This is a genomic window from Marinobacter sp. MBR-99 (assembly GCF_040547575.1).
Classification (GTDB): Bacteria; Pseudomonadota; Gammaproteobacteria; order Pseudomonadales; family Oleiphilaceae; genus Marinobacter.
This window is the reverse complement of the sequence record NZ_JBEPPY010000001.1, coordinates 267,955-283,446: the sequence shown is the minus strand read 5'-3', so window position 1 is coordinate 283,446 and position 15,492 is coordinate 267,955. Positions and strand designations below refer to the sequence as shown.

The 15,492-nt window shown below is 56.9% G+C and carries 16 protein-coding genes and 1 tRNA gene; 13 read left to right on the top strand and 4 right to left on the bottom strand.

The genetic code is table 11. From position 1 onward, the window contains the following. Positions 1–3: 3 nt before the first annotated feature. The 4 genes from hemH to ABIE59_RS01315 are packed head-to-tail and all read left to right on the top strand — an operon-like array spanning position 4 to position 3,502. Positions 4–1,116 (top strand): ferrochelatase, encoded by a 1,113-nt coding sequence (gene hemH, locus ABIE59_RS01330; protein ID WP_354443509.1) that lies wholly within the window; start codon positions 4–6, stop codon positions 1,114–1,116. Between the two features lie 15 nt (positions 1,117–1,131). After that, the gene (locus ABIE59_RS01325; protein WP_354443507.1) at positions 1,132–1,872 is read left to right on the top strand and encodes a 5-oxoprolinase subunit PxpA; all 741 of its coding nucleotides are present in this window, start codon (positions 1,132–1,134) and stop codon (positions 1,870–1,872) included. After that, positions 1,869–2,552 (top strand): 5-oxoprolinase subunit PxpB, encoded by a 684-nt coding sequence (gene pxpB / locus ABIE59_RS01320; RefSeq protein ID WP_354443505.1) that lies wholly within the window; start codon positions 1,869–1,871, stop codon positions 2,550–2,552. The genes ABIE59_RS01325 and pxpB overlap by 4 nt, the downstream gene beginning before the upstream one ends. Then, positions 2,549–3,502 carry a 5-oxoprolinase subunit C family protein gene (locus ABIE59_RS01315; protein ID WP_354443503.1) on the top strand — a complete coding sequence of 318 codons (954 nt, stop codon included), beginning with the start codon at positions 2,549–2,551 and terminating at the stop codon, positions 3,500–3,502. The genes pxpB and ABIE59_RS01315 overlap by 4 nt, the downstream gene beginning before the upstream one ends. Before the next feature lie 317 nt (positions 3,503–3,819). Here the strand turns inward: ABIE59_RS01315 and ABIE59_RS01310 are convergent. After that, positions 3,820–3,910, bottom strand: a tRNA-Ser gene (locus ABIE59_RS01310). A gap of 259 nt (positions 3,911–4,169) precedes the next feature. Here ABIE59_RS01310 and ABIE59_RS01305 point away from each other — a divergent pair. The 5 genes from ABIE59_RS01305 to ABIE59_RS01285 all read left to right on the top strand — a co-directional run bounded on the left by ABIE59_RS01305 (position 4,170) and on the right by ABIE59_RS01285 (position 6,361). After that, positions 4,170–4,871, top strand: a complete 702-nt coding sequence (locus ABIE59_RS01305; RefSeq protein WP_058089752.1) for a Bax inhibitor-1/YccA family protein — start codon at positions 4,170–4,172, stop codon at positions 4,869–4,871. Between the two features lie 101 nt (positions 4,872–4,972). Continuing rightward, on the top strand, positions 4,973–5,383 hold the full coding sequence (gene tusD, locus ABIE59_RS01300; protein WP_354443501.1) for a sulfurtransferase complex subunit TusD: 411 nt from the start codon (positions 4,973–4,975) through the stop codon (positions 5,381–5,383). Position 5,384: 1 nt separating this feature from the next. After that, complete coding sequence (locus tag ABIE59_RS01295; protein WP_061332847.1) at positions 5,385–5,735, top strand: DsrE family protein; 351 nt, start codon at positions 5,385–5,387, stop codon at positions 5,733–5,735. Positions 5,736–5,745: 10 nt separating this feature from the next. Further along, positions 5,746–6,036, top strand: a complete 291-nt coding sequence (tusB, locus tag ABIE59_RS01290) for a sulfurtransferase complex subunit TusB (protein ID WP_286255505.1) — start codon at positions 5,746–5,748, stop codon at positions 6,034–6,036. A 4-nt stretch (positions 6,037–6,040) separates the two neighbouring features. Continuing rightward, a complete protein-coding gene (locus tag ABIE59_RS01285) occupies positions 6,041–6,361 on the top strand; it encodes a TusE/DsrC/DsvC family sulfur relay protein (RefSeq protein ID WP_061332843.1) in 321 nt (106 codons plus the stop codon). Here ABIE59_RS01285 and ABIE59_RS01280 read toward each other — a convergent pair whose 3' ends face one another. From ABIE59_RS01280 to nfuA, 3 genes are all read right to left on the bottom strand, one after another. Continuing rightward, a complete protein-coding gene (locus tag ABIE59_RS01280; protein WP_286921562.1) occupies positions 6,362–6,730 on the bottom strand; it encodes a hypothetical protein in 369 nt (122 codons plus the stop codon). A 15-nt stretch (positions 6,731–6,745) separates the two neighbouring features. Next, a complete protein-coding gene (locus tag ABIE59_RS01275; RefSeq protein WP_208622845.1) occupies positions 6,746–7,960 on the bottom strand; it encodes a DUF445 domain-containing protein in 1,215 nt (404 codons plus the stop codon). 207 nt (positions 7,961–8,167) lie between these two features. After that, on the bottom strand, positions 8,168–8,755 hold the full coding sequence (gene nfuA, locus ABIE59_RS01270) for a Fe-S biogenesis protein NfuA (RefSeq protein ID WP_058089746.1): 588 nt from the start codon (positions 8,753–8,755) through the stop codon (positions 8,168–8,170). A gap of 241 nt (positions 8,756–8,996) precedes the next feature. On the opposite strand from nfuA, the gene metH reads away from it, so the two are divergent. From metH to ABIE59_RS01250, 4 genes are all read left to right on the top strand, one after another. Beyond that, complete coding sequence (gene metH / locus ABIE59_RS01265; RefSeq protein ID WP_354443497.1) at positions 8,997–12,695, top strand: methionine synthase; 3,699 nt, start codon at positions 8,997–8,999, stop codon at positions 12,693–12,695. A gap of 14 nt (positions 12,696–12,709) precedes the next feature. After that, positions 12,710–12,949: a DUF2970 domain-containing protein gene (locus tag ABIE59_RS01260; RefSeq protein ID WP_354443495.1), complete on the top strand. Its 240-nt coding sequence runs from the start codon at positions 12,710–12,712 to the stop codon at positions 12,947–12,949. A gap of 364 nt (positions 12,950–13,313) precedes the next feature. Continuing rightward, positions 13,314–14,966, top strand: a complete 1,653-nt coding sequence (locus ABIE59_RS01255) for a nitrite/sulfite reductase (protein WP_138435562.1) — start codon at positions 13,314–13,316, stop codon at positions 14,964–14,966. Continuing rightward, on the top strand, positions 14,959–15,465 hold the full coding sequence (locus ABIE59_RS01250; RefSeq protein ID WP_061332835.1) for a DUF934 domain-containing protein: 507 nt from the start codon (positions 14,959–14,961) through the stop codon (positions 15,463–15,465). The genes ABIE59_RS01255 and ABIE59_RS01250 overlap by 8 nt, the downstream gene beginning before the upstream one ends. Positions 15,466–15,492: the final 27 nt, after the last annotated feature.

Here is a 15,492-nt window from a genome sequence, read left to right as displayed (position 1 = left end):
TCAATGCCATATAAAGGGACGGATCAGTTCAGCCATAACGAGCCTGAACGCCTGGGGGTACTTGTGACCAACCTTGGCACACCAGACGCCCCCACCACACCAGCACTGAGAAAGTATCTTGCCGAGTTCCTCTGGGACCCAAGGGTGGTGGAAGTACCCCGCCCCATCTGGTGGTTGATCCTCCATGGCATCATCCTGAGAATACGGCCCAGAAAAAGCGCCCAGGCCTACGCCAGTGTCTGGCAACCAGAGGGCTCTCCCCTGCTGATACACACCGCCAATCAGGCGGAGGGCATCCGGGAAGCACTTAAGCAGAAGTATGGCAACAACGTGGTGGTCGGTTTTGCCATGCGCTATGGCAACCCGTCGATTTCCCGAGTACTGGAAGAAATGCAGCAGCAAGGCGTTCGCAAGCTGCTGGTTCTTCCGCTTTATCCCCAGTACTCAGCGTCCACCACTGCGTCTACCTTTGATGCCATTTCAGCGGACTTTACCCGCCGCCGCTGGCTGCCGGATTTCCGCTTTGTTTCCCATTATCATGACTACCCGCCCTACATAGAGGCCATGGCACGCCATATCGAGGCCCACTGGGCTAACCACGGCCGGCACGACAAGCTCATACTGTCTTACCATGGAGTACCGCTTAAGTACCTCCTCAAGGGCGACCCTTACCACTGCGAGTGCCATAAAACCTCTCGGCTTCTGGCCGAGCGGCTTGGGTTGGCCGCGGATGACTACCTGACCACCTTCCAGTCTCGCTTCGGCCGGGAGGAGTGGTTGCAGCCTTACACCGACGACACCCTTAAATCCCTGCCGCAAAAAGGTGTAAAATCCATAGATGTCTTCTGCCCGGGGTTCTCTTCAGACTGCCTCGAAACCATCGAGGAAATCAACGAAGAGAACCGGGAATACTTCATGGAGGCCGGCGGTGAAGGTTTTGGCTACATACCTTGCCTGAACGCCGCACCCGGCCATATCGACGCATTGGTTCAACTGGTGGAAGACAACCTGAAAGGGTGGGCCGTGCCTGACAACAGCCCGGACAATCTGGCTGCCAGGCAGAAATGCGCAGAAGCCCGGAAACAGGCGACGTTTCCCGGCCGGACGGATATCTGAGACGACCGGTACGCTATGAAACTGAATTGCGATCTCGGCGAGAGTTACGGCGCCTGGCAGATGGGCCAGGACGACCTGGTCATGCCCCTGATCGACATGGCTAATGTGGCCTGTGGGTTTCACGCCGCCGATCCCATGGTCATCAGAAACACCCTCGCGCTGGCGTCGCGTTACCACGTGGAGGTTGGCGCTCACCCTTCTTATCACGACCTCAGCGGATTTGGCCGGCGGTCTATCCACCACACCCCGGAAGAAATCGAAGCCCTTCTGCTGTATCAGTTGGGCGCCCTGGAGGGCATGTGTCGTAAAGAAGGTTTAAGCCTGAGTTACGTGAAGCCCCACGGCGCCTTGAACAACGACATGATGCGAGACCCAGCCCTGTTGCACGCAGTCATGGTTGCCACCCGAACCTTCCGGCAGGATCTGCCCCTGATGATTCCGGTCACCCGGAAATACCGGGAGCATCAACAAATGGCCGCCGATGTCGGCGTTCCCCTGCTGCTCGAAGCCTTCGCCGACCGAGCCTACGACGACGAAGGCCAACTGGTGTCCAGGCGCCAGGCTGGAGCGGTGCACGAATCCCCGGAGCTCATTGTGCGCCAGGCCCGGTCCTTCGCTGAAAAAGGTGGCGTATTCAGTGCCACCGGTAACTGGCTTGAACTTCCGGCAGACAGCCTGTGCGTTCATGGCGACAACGACGCCGCGCTTGAGGCGATCAAGGCCATCCGCAAGGCTCTTGGCAAATCCGGGCAATGATTGAAGCGGTTTCGGAAGATACCATCCTGATCACCCTGGCCGAGGCCATCGACGAGAGCCTGCCCGCCCGCATCGCCGGACTCGCCGACGACATACACAGTGCCGGTTTCACCTGGTTAGTCGATTGTGTTCCCTCATACACCACGTTGATGGTGGTCTATGATCCATTGAAGATCGATTTTCGGCAGGCCGTGTCTGAACTAAGACCTCTGTTTGACCTTGAAGGCACCCACCAGCGTGCGCAGGATTTGAAGGGCCGATTGGTTGAGCTGCCCGTTTACTACAGCACCGAGACCGGGCCTGACCTGCAATGGCTGGCCTCAGAGTGCGGCCTGGATTGCGAGGACATCATCCGCAAACACAGCGCCGTTGAGTACCGGGTCCATGCCCTTGGGTTTGCTCCCGGGTTTGCCTTTATGGGGCAAGTGGACCCCACCATCGCCGCGCCCCGAAAGACCAGCCCCCGCAAAAGCGTGCCCGCTGGCAGTGTTGGCATTGCCAACCGGCAGACCGCGGTATACCCGCAGGCGTCCCCGGGCGGCTGGCAATTGATTGGCCGGTGCCCGACACCCTTGTTTGACCAAAACAGCCTGTCGCTGCTCAGGGTCGGCGACCGGGTGAGATTCAAAGCCATAAGCCGGAAGGCGTTTCTGGCCGCAGGCGGGGAACTGACCCCATGAGTTTTCTGGAAGTCGTCCGCCCCGGCGTACAAAGCACCATTCAAGACAGCGGTCGACGGGGTTATCGCCACCATGGGCTGGCGGCAGGCGGCGCACTGGACCTGATCAGTTATACCTGGGCCAACAAGCTGCTGGACAACCCTCGCAGTGCGGCCTGCCTGGAGATCGTGCTGGGCGGCTTCCATGGGATTGCCCGCGGCTCGCTTCAGATTGCCATCACAGGGGCCGCAACCTGCGTAACGATAAACGGACAACCCGTTGAACAATGGCAAACCCTGAACCTGAATGACGGTGACGAGCTGGCGATTGACCATTCAACGCACCATCGGCTTGTCTACCTCGCCGTGGCGGGTGGGCTGGATTCGCCGGAGCAGTTCGGGAGCCGTTCGGTGGTTGTTCGAGAAAAGCTCGAGGGCCAGGGCCCGGTGCAGGCGGGAGACCGATTGATGCCGTTGCAGCCAAAGCGCCAAGTGCCAGAGCGGAAAGTACCGGATCACCAGCGTCCCGACCTTGATGCAGAAGCGGTTATCCGGCTGATTCCGGGCTATCAATACCCTCAGTTTCAGCGAGCGGATATCATCCGGCTGACAACGAACAGTTACATCGTTGGCGACCAAACCGACCGCATGGGTTTTCGGCTTCAGGGAACGCCCCTGTGTTCCCCGCCACCCGGAATTATTTCCGAGGGCATCGCCCTGGGGGCCGTACAGATTCCCGGTGATGGTCAACCTATCGTCTTGCTGAACGATTGCCAGACCATTGGTGGCTACCCGAAGCCCGGCGTGGTTCCCGCCATGGATTGCGGGCTTTTGGCCCAACAACTACCCGGCGCCCAAGTCCGGTTTGAATTATCTGACCTGGCTACTGCGCAGAATCAGCGGCGCCTGTTTGAACTCCATTACCAGCACACTCGCTGGTGTCGCCGCGGCCGGGCACTTGAGTGGCTCTGATGCCACCGGCATGGTTTAGATCGGGAACGGCCTGGCAAAACGTGCACTCTTCAGTATCCACACCGGCACCACCGGTTTCCACATAACGCACTCGATGGCTGGCCGCCCCACGGTTGGCGGAGACGGCGTAGCGCCGGTGCTTTCGATCCTGCTCTGAGCTCTGATTCTGATTTTGATCCATGGCGGCACCTGTTAGAACGCTTATGGTCAGAGGAATACCAGTGTACTGGATTGGGAAGGCGGTTCGATACGAAGGACTTTACGCAGGTGCGGATATCGGTCTGGGGAGGTCAACGAGACAAAGATTGGAAGAAAAATGGCGGTGGGCCAGGGATTCGAACCCCGGGACGGCTATTAACCGTCGGCGGTTTTCAAGACCGCTGCATTCAGCCACTCTGCCAGCCCACCGTCTTACCGAAAAAACACCGAAAGGTGCGTTTCCGTTGCTGCCATTGCGACAGCGGGTGGAATGATACCGGATTTGCCCTTACTGTCAACGCCTTGAAGAAAAAACGTTGGAAATTCCACTGGTTCTGGTTACGCCGCGAACAAGATTACACCAGTTTAATGGAATCCATTGGGGTATTTTCTGTCGTAAATGATTGAAAGTTGCGGATTCGACATTATCATGGGACTCAGTATCCAGTTGCAATAAACGGAGATGACAATGGAAGACAGACGTTTCGGCGTTCAGAACAACCAGGCTGCCTACCCGCAGTCCGGTCAAGCCACCGGCGTAACAGCGGGCATTGATGAAGATGCGCTGAAGGTACTGCGCAACACCTACATGCTGCTGGGCATGACCCTGGCCTTCTCGGCCCTGACTGCGTTCCTGAACATGAACGGCACGCACCCGGGCTTCCTGATCACCATCGTTGGCTATATTGGCCTGCTGTTCGCGACCTATAAGCTCAAGAACAGCCCCTGGGGCATCGTCACCACCTTCGCCCTGACCGGCTTCATGGGGTACACCCTGGGCCCGATCATCGGCGCGTTCGTGGCCGCGGGTGCCTCTCAGATTGTCGCCCAGGCACTGACCCTGACAGCCGTAGCCTTTGTTGGCCTGTCAGCCACCGCGCTGATCACCAAGAAAGACTTCAGCTTTATGTCCAGCTTCCTGACGGCCGGTGCGTTCGTGCTGATCGGTGCCATGCTGCTGGCCTTCTTCATGCAGAGCTCTGCCCTGCATCTGGCGGTATCCGCTGGCTTCACCATTTTCGCCTCCATCATGATCCTGTTTGAAACCAGCCGGATCATCAAAGGCGGCGAGCGTAACTACGTGATCGCAACCGTTGGCCTGTACGTGGCCATCTACAACCTGTTTGTCAGCCTGCTGCACCTGCTGGCGGCATTCAGCGGCGACGATTGATTCGCCAGAGCAATGCGTTGAACAGGAACCCCGGCCTTTGCCGGGGTTCTTGCTTTCGGTAAACTGAAATCCGATCCATTTCTGACCGGCAACCTATCGTTATGTCCCCTGGCCTTTCTTACACCCTGGTTATTACCGGCGCTCCCTGGTCTAGCCAGGCACCACAAACAGCACTGGCATTCGCACAGGAGCTGATTGCAGCCGGCCACCACATCGACCGGGTGTTTCTTTATGGCGAGGGCGTACACCTAGCTTCAGCCCTGAGTACGCCCCCCTCCGATGAACCCCACTGGCCTGGCCAGTGGGCAGATTTCCTTGCTGACAACCAGACGCCAGGGGTCGCCTGCATTGCCTCGGCCTTGCGCCGGGGAATCGTCGACCAGGGCGAACAGGCGAGGTATGAACTCAGCGCCAACAACCTTCGCCAGCCATACCAGATAGCGGGCTTGGGGGAATGGGTGGAAGGCAACCTGAAGTCTGACCGCGTGATCTACTTTCATGGGAGCCACTAAGATGACCACCTTGATTGTGATTGATCAGGCTCCGTATGGCTCCTGGTCCGGTCGCGAAGCGCTGGATATGGTGTTTTCCCTGGCAGCCTTCGATCAACCAGCGGCATTGCTCTTTATCGGCGCTGGTGTTAACTGGCTGCGCAAATCCCAGGATGCCGGAGGCATCGGCCAGAAAACGGTTGAAAAGAATCTTGCTGCGGCACCGGTGTTCGGAGTCGAACAGATTCTCGCGGAACAATCCGCCTGCGAACGTTTTCGGCTTGGTGAGGAAGACAGGCTGAATGGCGTGGAACTGATTCCATCGGTCAGAGACGCCCTTGATCGCTTTGAACGGATCGTTTTTGCAGGCTAAGGATGACGGAATGACACAGGAACAAACGATTCAGGCGACACTTCATATCCTGAACAAATCACCCAGTCACCCAAGGTTCGCAACCTGTCTGGCAGCCGTTCACGAAGGAGACACGCTGGCACTGGCGGAAAATGCGGTACTGGCGGTAACAGACAGCACCACTAGCCTGCCCCGAAACTGTGTTGCCCTTGGCGCAGACCTTGAGGCCAGAGGCCTGGCAGGCAACCCCAATGTACAAATCATCAGCTATGGCGATCTGGTGCGCCTGACTGCCGAACATTCACGCACCGTGAGCTGGTAATACAATGACGACTTTGCCGTTACGCAACAACGAGGGTTTTCTGGAAGACGCTGGCAGCTGGACCCCTGAGGTAGCACAAGAGATTGCCGCCGAGGACAGCATACAGCTAAATGAAAATCACTGGGAGATCATAGATTTCCTGAGGGAATTCTACAAACAACATGAAATGTCTCCGCCGTCAAACCGGTTATTTGTGAAGGCAGTGAAAGAAGCGTTCGGGGACGACAAGGGCAACAGTATCTACCTGATGCAGTTGTTCCCAGGCACACCCGCCAAAACCGCCTGCCGGATTGCCGGGCTACCCAGGCCAACCAACTGCCTTTGATCAGCGATCGCCCTGCCCGGGTGGCCGGCTACCATTGCTGGATTGGGATTTCTGCATTTCGGCAGTCGAGCCCAGAAAGCTGCTGAGCCCGTTCTCGAACAGATTGGAGCCAAACTTCAGGAATTGCTTGGTCGACTCCTTGGTCGCGCCTTCCCATGCATTTTGCGGGAGCTGCCGGACGGCATCGGCGACGCCTTTGTTGACGCCCTTGGCCACCTTGGGCTCGATCTGGTCAGCGGCTTCCACCAACTCCCGCATGCGTTCAGCCAGCCAGGGCCGAACCACGAGGTACCAGAACGCAAACAGAACAGCCGCCACCGTACCAGCGGTCAACAGCACCTGAACAATCATCAAAACCCACACAGACATTACCTGTCTCCCTTGTTAGCCACCCAGTGGCGGCATCGGCAGCTGGTTCATCGCGATAAACTGAATCAGGCCGGCCACTGCGCCGAACAAGCCCCCAACAAACATCAGCTGGAGCTCTTCTTCTCTGAACGCCGGCCGCAATATGTCCTGGAACTCCTCCGGACGGAGCGATTTCATCTGGCCCGCCAGCACACCGGCCACAATGGGTGCCCGCTCCTTGTTAAAAGCGGGATCGTTGAACACATCCCGGGTGGCGATCACCGCCTTCTGGTTCATCACTCGCTTGAGATCAGTGTAGCCAGTCATACCAACCGTCACCTGTGCCGCCAGCTTCATAACCATGGAGTTATCGAGCATTGGGCGCAGATGCTTCTGGATGATCGCTCGGGTTCGTGCTCCGTGCTGGCCATTGATCATGGCGTCCGCCACCTTCTCAACGGTGATCAGTTCCTCGGCCACCAGACGTGCCCAGGTATCACTGATCTGCTCCTGACGGCGCAGAAACAACCCCTGAATCCGCCAAAACAGAACCCGGCGAGGGCGAAGCGGTGCAAAAATCAGATTAATGGCGATCCAGTTGGTGATAAAGCCAATGGCAAAACCACCGACCGGCAGCAGCCATGGCTCCGGATAGGCCAGCCACAGCGGCGCCAGGATGGCACCCAGCAAACCGCCAATGATGGCACCACGGTTAATGACCGATTGCAATTCAACGGAACCGGCTTCCCGGAAAATGCGATTCATCAGGTCAGGATGATTTTGCAATTCGCGGCTGAGCAGTGCTTTCAGATCCACCAGCTCATTCAGGTCGTCACCGAAATCCTCAACCAGCTCTTCAATCCTGTCCGGCAGCTGCTGCCTGGCCCATTGGTAGATCCTGGCGCGAACAAACAGCGGCAGGTTATCCCACAACACCGGCTGCACTTCGTACATGACTTCGTCGATGTATTCATCCATCCGTGGTGAAACCTGTGCCACCACCTGTTGAACAATGCGCTGGGGCTCCAGCTTTTGATAGACGGTATTCAGATCACCAAACTGCTGCAGCGTCCGGTCGATACAGATGTGCGCCATCTTCTCGGCTTTACGGGGGATAACACCCTGCCAACCAATAACGCCAATGCCGATGAAACGCACCGGGTGAAATGACATCTGTATCGCAAGCCAGTTCGTAAACCAGCCGACGACAGCAGCCATCACAGGTACGGATAAGAGAGCAAGGTCGAGCAAGTGTTACCCCGGTTTCAAGTCTGGCGGCAATGGCGCCGCTGATATCACTGTTTTTTATGGCACGGTACAGCAACCGTGCACGGTTCTGTTAATCAACAGGATAATGGAGTATTGCAGATATCAGGACATTGGCCGTGTAGCCACGAAAGACAGGCATCTGCGGCAGCCGCCGCGGTGAACGACGGCCTGGCAGAGGTAATGCAGAAATTACTGATAGTAGGCGTTTTCAGTGTTCGAGTGGTCGGTCACATCACGAACCGCAGTGATCTCCGGAACCCGCTCCTTGAGGGTTTTCTCAACACCTTGCTTGAGGGTCAGGCTGACGGCGGAACAGCCCTGGCAACCGCCACCGAAACGCAGCACTGCCACCGACTCCTCAACGATCTCGACCAGCGATACATCACCGCCGTGGGCCGCCAGATTGGGGTTGATCTCAGACGCCAGCACGTAGTTCACCCGCTCAGGAAGGGGGGCGTCATCAGACACCTGGGGCACTTTGGCGTTCGGCGCCTTGATGGTCAACTGGCCGCCCATCTGGTCTTTGGAGTAGTCCACGTAGGCATCTTCCAGAAACGGTACCGAGTTATGGTCCAGGAACAGGGTGAATTTCTGCAGATCAACCTGCTCGTCTGTAGGGACGACTTCGTTTGGCGGGCAATAGGCCAGACAGGTCTCGGCATTGCGGGTACCCGGCTGGGTGACGAAAATACGAACGCCCATGCCCTCGACATCCTGCTTTTCAATCAGTTGCGCAAGATAATCCCTTGCGGAATCAGTGACAGTTACCAAAGCCATGCTTCCTACCTGTTTTCAAATGTAGTCTCTATTTTAGGAGAGTTCGCAGGAACTTAAAAGACCAAGTAAAATAGTCGGGCTTTAACAGGATAATGAATTGCACGTATAACCTCCCGCCAGGAACTTTGTGGTCAGTGCTCGATAATGATCATCTGTATTAAGACGTATACGTACAATTTTGCTATGATCCCGCGCCGTCCGAACAAACACGACGTTATTAATGACCCCGGAAGAATTCCCTATGACCGATCGTACTACCCGCCTGGAACAGCTTCATAAGGCCCTCAAGGAACGCATCATCATCCTCGATGGTGGCATGGGCACCATGATCCAGAACCAGAAGCTGGACGAAGCCGCATTCCGGGGCGACCGATTCAAGGATTTCGACCGGGACGTTCAGGGCAACAACGATCTCCTCAACCTGACCCAGCCGGCCCTGCTCCGCAATATCCACGCAGACTACCTGGATGCCGGCGCAGACATCATCGAAACCAACACTTTCAATTCCACCCGCCTTTCCCAGGCGGACTACGGCATGGAAGATCTGGCCCGTGAATTGAACGTGGAAGCGGCCAGGATCGCTCGGGAAATCGCTGATGAGTTCACCGCCCGCAATCCGGACAAACCACGGTTTGTTGCCGGCGCCGTGGGCCCTACATCGCGCACCGCCTCCATCTCACCAGACGTCAATAACCCGGGTTACCGGAATGTGGATTTCCAGACCCTGGTGGATAATTACTATGAAGCGGTCTCCGGGCTGGTGGAAGGCGGCTCCGATCTGATCCTGATTGAAACCATTTTCGACACCCTGAACGCCAAGGCCGCCATTTACGCGACCCAGCAGTTCTTTGAGGACAACGGTTTTGAACTGCCGATCATGATCTCCGGCACCATTACCGACGCGTCTGGTCGAACACTGTCGGGCCAGACCACCGAGGCCTTCTACAACTCCATCGCCCATGCGAAACCCATCTCAGTGGGTCTTAACTGCGCCCTGGGTGCGGACGCGTTGCGCCCTTATGTGGAAGAGCTGGCCAACAAGGCAGAAACCTATGTGTCAGCCCACCCCAACGCCGGGCTGCCCAACGAATTTGGCGAATACGACCAGACCCCCGAAGAAATGGCCGATATCATTGAGGGCTTCGCCAAGGACGGGTTCCTGAACATCATCGGGGGTTGTTGCGGTTCACGCCCGGATCACATTGAAGCCATTGCCAAGGCGGTATCCAAGTATCCACCCCGGAAGATTCCCGATCGCCCCAAGGCACTGCGCCTGTCAGGCCTCGAACCCTTTACCGGTGACGAAAACACGCTGTTCATTAACGTGGGCGAACGCACCAATGTGACCGGCTCCAAGCGATTTTTGAGACTGATCAAGGAAGAACAGTACGAGGAAGCGCTGAGCGTGGCCCGGGACCAGGTGGAAAACGGCGCCCAGATCATCGATATCAACATGGACGAGGGCATGCTGGATTCAAGGGAGGTTATGGAGACCTTCCTGAAACTGGTGGCATCCGAACCTGACATTTCCCGCGTGCCGATCATGATCGATTCTTCCAAGTGGGAAGTGATCGAGGCCGGTCTTCGATGCATTCAGGGCAAGGCGGTGGTGAACTCCATCAGCCTCAAGGAAGGCGAGGAAGAGTTCATCAAGCGGGCAAAAGACTGCATGCGCTACGGTGCGGCCGTTGTCGTCATGGCCTTTGACGAAGACGGCCAGGCCGACACCTTCGAGCGTAAAACCGAGATCTGCAAACGCTCTTACGACGTGCTGACCAGTATCGGCTTTAACCCGGCCGACATTATTTTTGATCCGAACATCTTCGCCATCGCCACCGGCATCGAAGAGCACAACAACTATGCGGTGGACTTCATCAATGCCACCCGCTGGATCAGGGAAAACCTGCCCCACGCGTCCATCTCCGGTGGCGTGAGTAACGTCTCGTTTTCTTTCCGCGGTAACGATGCGGTGCGTGAGGCCATTCACTCCGTTTTCCTGTATCACGCGGTCAAGGCCGGCATGAACATGGGCATAGTGAACCCGGGCCAGTTGGTGATCTATGACGAGATCGAGCCAGACCTGAAGGAATTGGTGGAAGACGTCGTCCTGAACCGCCGCGATGACTCAACAGATCGCTTGCTTGAGGCGGCCGAAAAGTTCAAAGGCAAAGGCGGCCAGACCAAAGAAGAAGACCTTGCCTGGCGTGAATGGCCCGTCGAGAAGCGTCTTGAGCATGCCCTGGTGAAAGGCATCACCAGTTACATTATTGACGACACAGAAGCCTGCCGGCAGAACGCCAGCCACCCCATCGAAGTGATCGAAGGCCCGCTGATGGCGGGTATGAATGTGGTCGGCGACCTGTTCGGTGATGGCAAGATGTTCCTGCCCCAGGTGGTCAAGAGCGCCCGGGTAATGAAGCAGGCCGTCGCCCACTTGATCCCGTTCATCGAGGCTGAGAAAACAGAAGACCAGCAGGCCAAGGGCAAGATTCTGATGGCCACCGTGAAGGGCGACGTACACGACATTGGCAAGAACATCGTGGGCGTGGTCCTGCAGTGCAATAACTACGAAGTCATCGACCTAGGCGTGATGGTGCCCTGCGAGAAGATTCTGGACGTTGCGAAAAAAGAGAATGTCGACATTATTGGTCTGAGCGGCCTGATCACACCCTCGCTGGATGAAATGGTCCATGTTGCCCGGGAAATGCAGAGGCTGGATTTCAATATCCCGCTGATGATTGGCGGTGCCACCACCTCCAAAGCCCACACTGCGGTGAAGATCGAGCCCCAGTACAAGAACGACATTGCCCTGTACGTATCCGATGCGTCCCGGTGCGTAAACGTGGCCTCTCAGCTTCTGAGCAAGACCGCAAAGCCCACGCTCGTGGAAGCCGCCCGTACCGAGTACGACGAGATCCGTGAGCGCCGCAAGAACCGTGGCGACCGTACAAAGCTGGTGTCAATGTCAGAAGCACGGGCACGGGCACCGGAACTCGATTTCGAGACTTACCAGCCACCGAAACCGGCCTTCACCGGGGTGCGGGCGTTCAACGATTACGACCTGAACGAACTGGTGGACTACATCGATTGGACGCCGTTTTTCATTTCCTGGGACATTGCCGGCAAATACCCGGCAATCTTCGACGATCCGAAGCGGGGCGAAGCTGCACGCACCCTGTTCGACGACGCCCAAAAACTGCTCAAGAAGATGATCGTAGATAAACGCATCACCGCCAGAGGCGTGATTGGCTTCTGGCCGGCCAACCGTCGCGGAGACGACATTGTCGTTTACACAGACGAGTCCCGCACCGAGGAGCTGACCACCCTGCACCACCTTCGCCAGCAAGACGAAAAAGCGCCCGGCAAACCCATGATGGCCCTGTCTGATTTTGTGGCCCCTGAAGACTCCCACGTGGGTGACTATGTCGGCGGCTTTGCCGTAACCACCGGTATTGGGGTGGACGAACTGACCAAAGAGTTCAAGGATGCCCACGACGATTACAGCGCCATTATGGTCCAGGCCCTGGCAGACCGGCTTGCAGAAGCCTTCGCCGAGCGCATGCACGAACGGGTTCGCAAAGAATTCTGGGGCTATGCAACCGATGAACAGCTGGCCAACGATGACCTGATCAAGGAACGGTACCAGGGCATCCGCCCGGCCCCCGGCTATCCTGCCTGCCCTGACCATACAGAGAAAGCCACCCTGTTCAAACTGCTGGATGCAACAGCCAACACCAGCCTCCAGCTGACCGAACACTTTGCCATGTACCCAACGGCAGCGGTCTCTGGCTGGTACTTTGCCCACCCGGAATCCAAATACTTTGCCGTCGGCAAAATTGGCGTGGACCAGGTTGAAGACTATGCTGAACGAAAAGGGCTGTCCAAAGCAGAAGCTGAGCGCTGGCTGATGCCCAGCCTGGCCTACGATCCGGCCGAATAAATCAGGGTGACTCAATGAACGATATGGCTGACAACAACAATAATAGCAGCAAGAAAAAGCCCGGTTCGCCGGGCGTTCTGAAAATCATGCAAAGTATCCTCGCCGGCGCTTTGGGGGTGCAGTCTGAAAAGCGCCGACAAGAGGATTTTGCCAGCCAAAGCCCGGTGCCCTACATCATTGCCGGGCTGCTGTTTGGCGCTGCGTTTGTGGGCGGGCTAATACTGGTGGTAAAGGTGGTGCTGGCAGGCCAGTAGCGCTACTGGCCGGCAACCCACACTACCGCAAAGGCAACAGCCAGCAACACCAGTAACACTGCTGCAACGGCATCGGCCTGGCTATCTGAATCCGCTGTCTTTTTCATAGCTTACTCCTCGGTTATCCAGTCTTGTTGTTGTTTCAGTACCCGGCTTTTATTAAAGCAGGAAATTGATATTCGTCCAGTCCTGCCCGCCGCTGCTGATTTTCCTGCTTATCACCTGAATCGATAATGATATTTTGAAATAATCATTTTAAGAATAAAAACCCAGTGATATCCTCCGCTTCAGGAATAAGGCCCAATGTCATTTTGGCGCCATTCAACAACCGCATTTCAGAAGTTACCAGGCAGGACGTTACCCTATGTACGTTTATGATGAGCACGACCGGCAAATTGCCGCGGAACGTGTCGCACAGTTTCGGGACCAAACCGAGCGGGCCCTGGCGGGCGAGCTGGCGGAAGAAGAGTTTCTTCCACTTCGTCTGCAGAACGGTCTCTACGTTCAGCGTCTTGCACCCATGCTGCGTATCTGTGTGCCCTATGGCATGCTCCGTTCAGACCAGATCCGCCGCCTGGCCCGCATCACCCGTGATTACGACAAGGGTTATGCGCATTTTACAACCCGTACCAACATCCAGCTGAACTGGCCAAACCTGGAAGACGTTCCGGATATCCTGGCCGAACTGGCCGAAGTGGAAATGCATGCCAACCAGACCAGCGGTAACTGCATCCGTAACACCACCACAGACCAGTTCTCCGGTGTTCAGGCCGATGAAATCGCCGACCCTCGCCCTTACTGCGAGATTATCCGGCAGTGGTCTACCTTCCACCCGGAATTCGCTTTCCTTCCTCGCAAATTCAAGGTGGCGGTTAATGCCTCCGAAAAGACGGACCGGGCGGCCATTCAGGTACACGATATCGGCCTGCAACTGGTCCGGAATGATCAGGGTGAGCTGGGCTTCCGCGTACACGTAGGTGGCGGCCTGGGCCGCACGCCCATGGTGGGGCCAGTCATTCGGGAATTCCTGCCGGAACTCGACCTTCTGACTTACCTGGAGGCGGTCCTGCGGGTCTATAACCGTTACGGCCGGCGCGACAACAAGTTCAAGGCACGCATCAAGATTCTGGTGAAGGCACTGACCCCGGAAGGTTTCGCCGAGAAAGTCGAAGCTGAATGGGCACACATCAAAGACTCCCCGACTCGGCTGACCCCGGAAGCGATCCGCAAATTCCAGGGCTATTTCACCGAGCCTGACTACGAGACACTGGAGAACGCCACTGCCCTGCTGAGTGAGCAACGATTTGAGAACCGCGAATTCGACAAGTGGCTGACTCACAACGTCAGCGAGCACAAGAAGCCCGGCTATGCCAGTGTCACCCTGACCCTGAAAAAAACCGGGACCCCGCCGGGTGACGTGACCGATTATCAGCTTGAGCAGATTGCCGACCTGGCGGACCAGTTCAGCTTTGGTGAGGCCCGCGCGACACACGAGCAGAATGTGGTTCTGGCCGATGTTCGCCAGGACCAGCTGTTCGAGCTCTGGCAGCGCCTCGTTCCCTTGGGCTTTGCCACTGCCAACCTGAACACCCTGACCGACGTCATCTGCTGCCCGGGCGGCGATTTCTGCGCCCTGGCCAACGCCAAATCGATTCCCGTTGCTGAGGCTATCCAGCGTCGCTTTGATGATCTGGATTACCTGTACGACCTCGGCCCCATCGACCTCAACATCTCCGGCTGCATGAATGCCTGTGGCCACCACCACGTTGGTAACATTGGCGTGCTGGGCGTTGACAAGAAAGGCGAAGAGTTCTACCAGATCAGTCTCGGTGGCGACTCCCATCATGACGCCGCCATTGGCAAGATTCTGGGGCCCTCGTTTGCAAGGGACCAGATGCCCGAAGTGATTGCCAAGATCATTGATGTATATGTCGACAAACGGAGCGAGGAAGAAACCTTCCTGGATACCTATCGCCGTGTTGGTATTGAACCATTCAAGGAGCGGGTCTATGCCTGATGTAATCGCTGCTGACGGCAGCATCCGTAACGACAGCTGGGTGGTCGTAGAGCGCCCTGCCGAGGGTGAATCCCTCAATGTAGCCGCAGGCCAGCCTGCGCTGATTCCCGCGGATCTGTGGCTTGCAGGCTACGAGCACTACGTAGGGCGGGATGATATCGGAGTCTGGTTCGACAGCCATGACGAGCCCGAAATGCTCGGGGAAAAGGTTAAGGAATTACCGTTGATTGCGGTGAACTTTCCACGCTTTGTGGATGGCCGGGGTTACAGTATCGCCCGCCTGCTGCGGGAAAGGTTTGGCTACCAGGGAGAGCTGAGAGCCATCGGTGATGTACTGCTGGACCAGTTGCAGTTCATGAAACGGTGCGGCTTCGATTCCTACGTGCTGCGGGCCGACAAGGACATCAGCAAGGCAGCTCGCTGCCTGAACTTCTTCAGCCAGGCCTACCAGGCTGCCACCGATACCGACCAGCCCCTGTTCCGTCGCAGGGCTTCCTGAGCGATCACGGGTGGGCGCAGAGCGTTA